Raw genomic sequence first — 507 nt, 5'->3', positions numbered from 1 at the left:
GCGTGTGGTGGTGGTTCGCCTCTCTTGTCGATTCCTGTAGTTGTCGCCTCGTTTCAAATTGTTTTTCGAAAATCAAGCGTGTGTGTTTGCACGCCTTCCGTGGTTGCTGTCGTTACTGCGTCGGTTGGTTGCAGACACCTCTTTCCGTCGACTATATCTTTCTTTCTTTCGCCCTCGTCTTTTACATCTGTTCCCATTCGTTCTCTCATCTCCCTATATATTTGTTTTTCCCACCCGCGGCTCTTCCTCTCCCTCACTCCCTCGGTGCGTGTGGTGGTGGTTCGCCTCTCTTGTCGATTCCTGTAGTTGTCGCCTCGTTTCAAATTGTTTTTTCGAAAATCAAGCGTGTGTGTTTGCACGCCTTCCGTGGTTGCTGTCGTTGCTGTCGTTACTGCGTCGGTTGGTTGCAGACACCTCTTTCCGTCGACTATATCTTTCTTTCTTTCGCCCTCGTCTTTTACATCTGTTCCCATTCGTTCTCTCATCTCCCTATATATTTGTTTTTCC

At 48.3% G+C, this 507-nt stretch carries 1 protein-coding gene; it reads right to left on the bottom strand.

Annotation, left to right across the window (positions count from 1 at the left end; all coding sequences use genetic code 11):
• Positions 1-53: 53 nt before the first annotated feature.
• The coding region (locus IEY26_RS17420) for a hypothetical protein (protein ID WP_188981100.1) at positions 54-507 on the bottom strand (454 nt) is incomplete at its 5' end.

Source organism: Halocalculus aciditolerans (genome assembly GCF_014647475.1).
Classification (GTDB): Archaea; Halobacteriota; Halobacteria; order Halobacteriales; family Halobacteriaceae; genus Halocalculus; species Halocalculus aciditolerans.
Note: the sequence above shows the minus strand (reverse complement) of the source record. Positions and strands in the feature narration are given on the sequence as shown.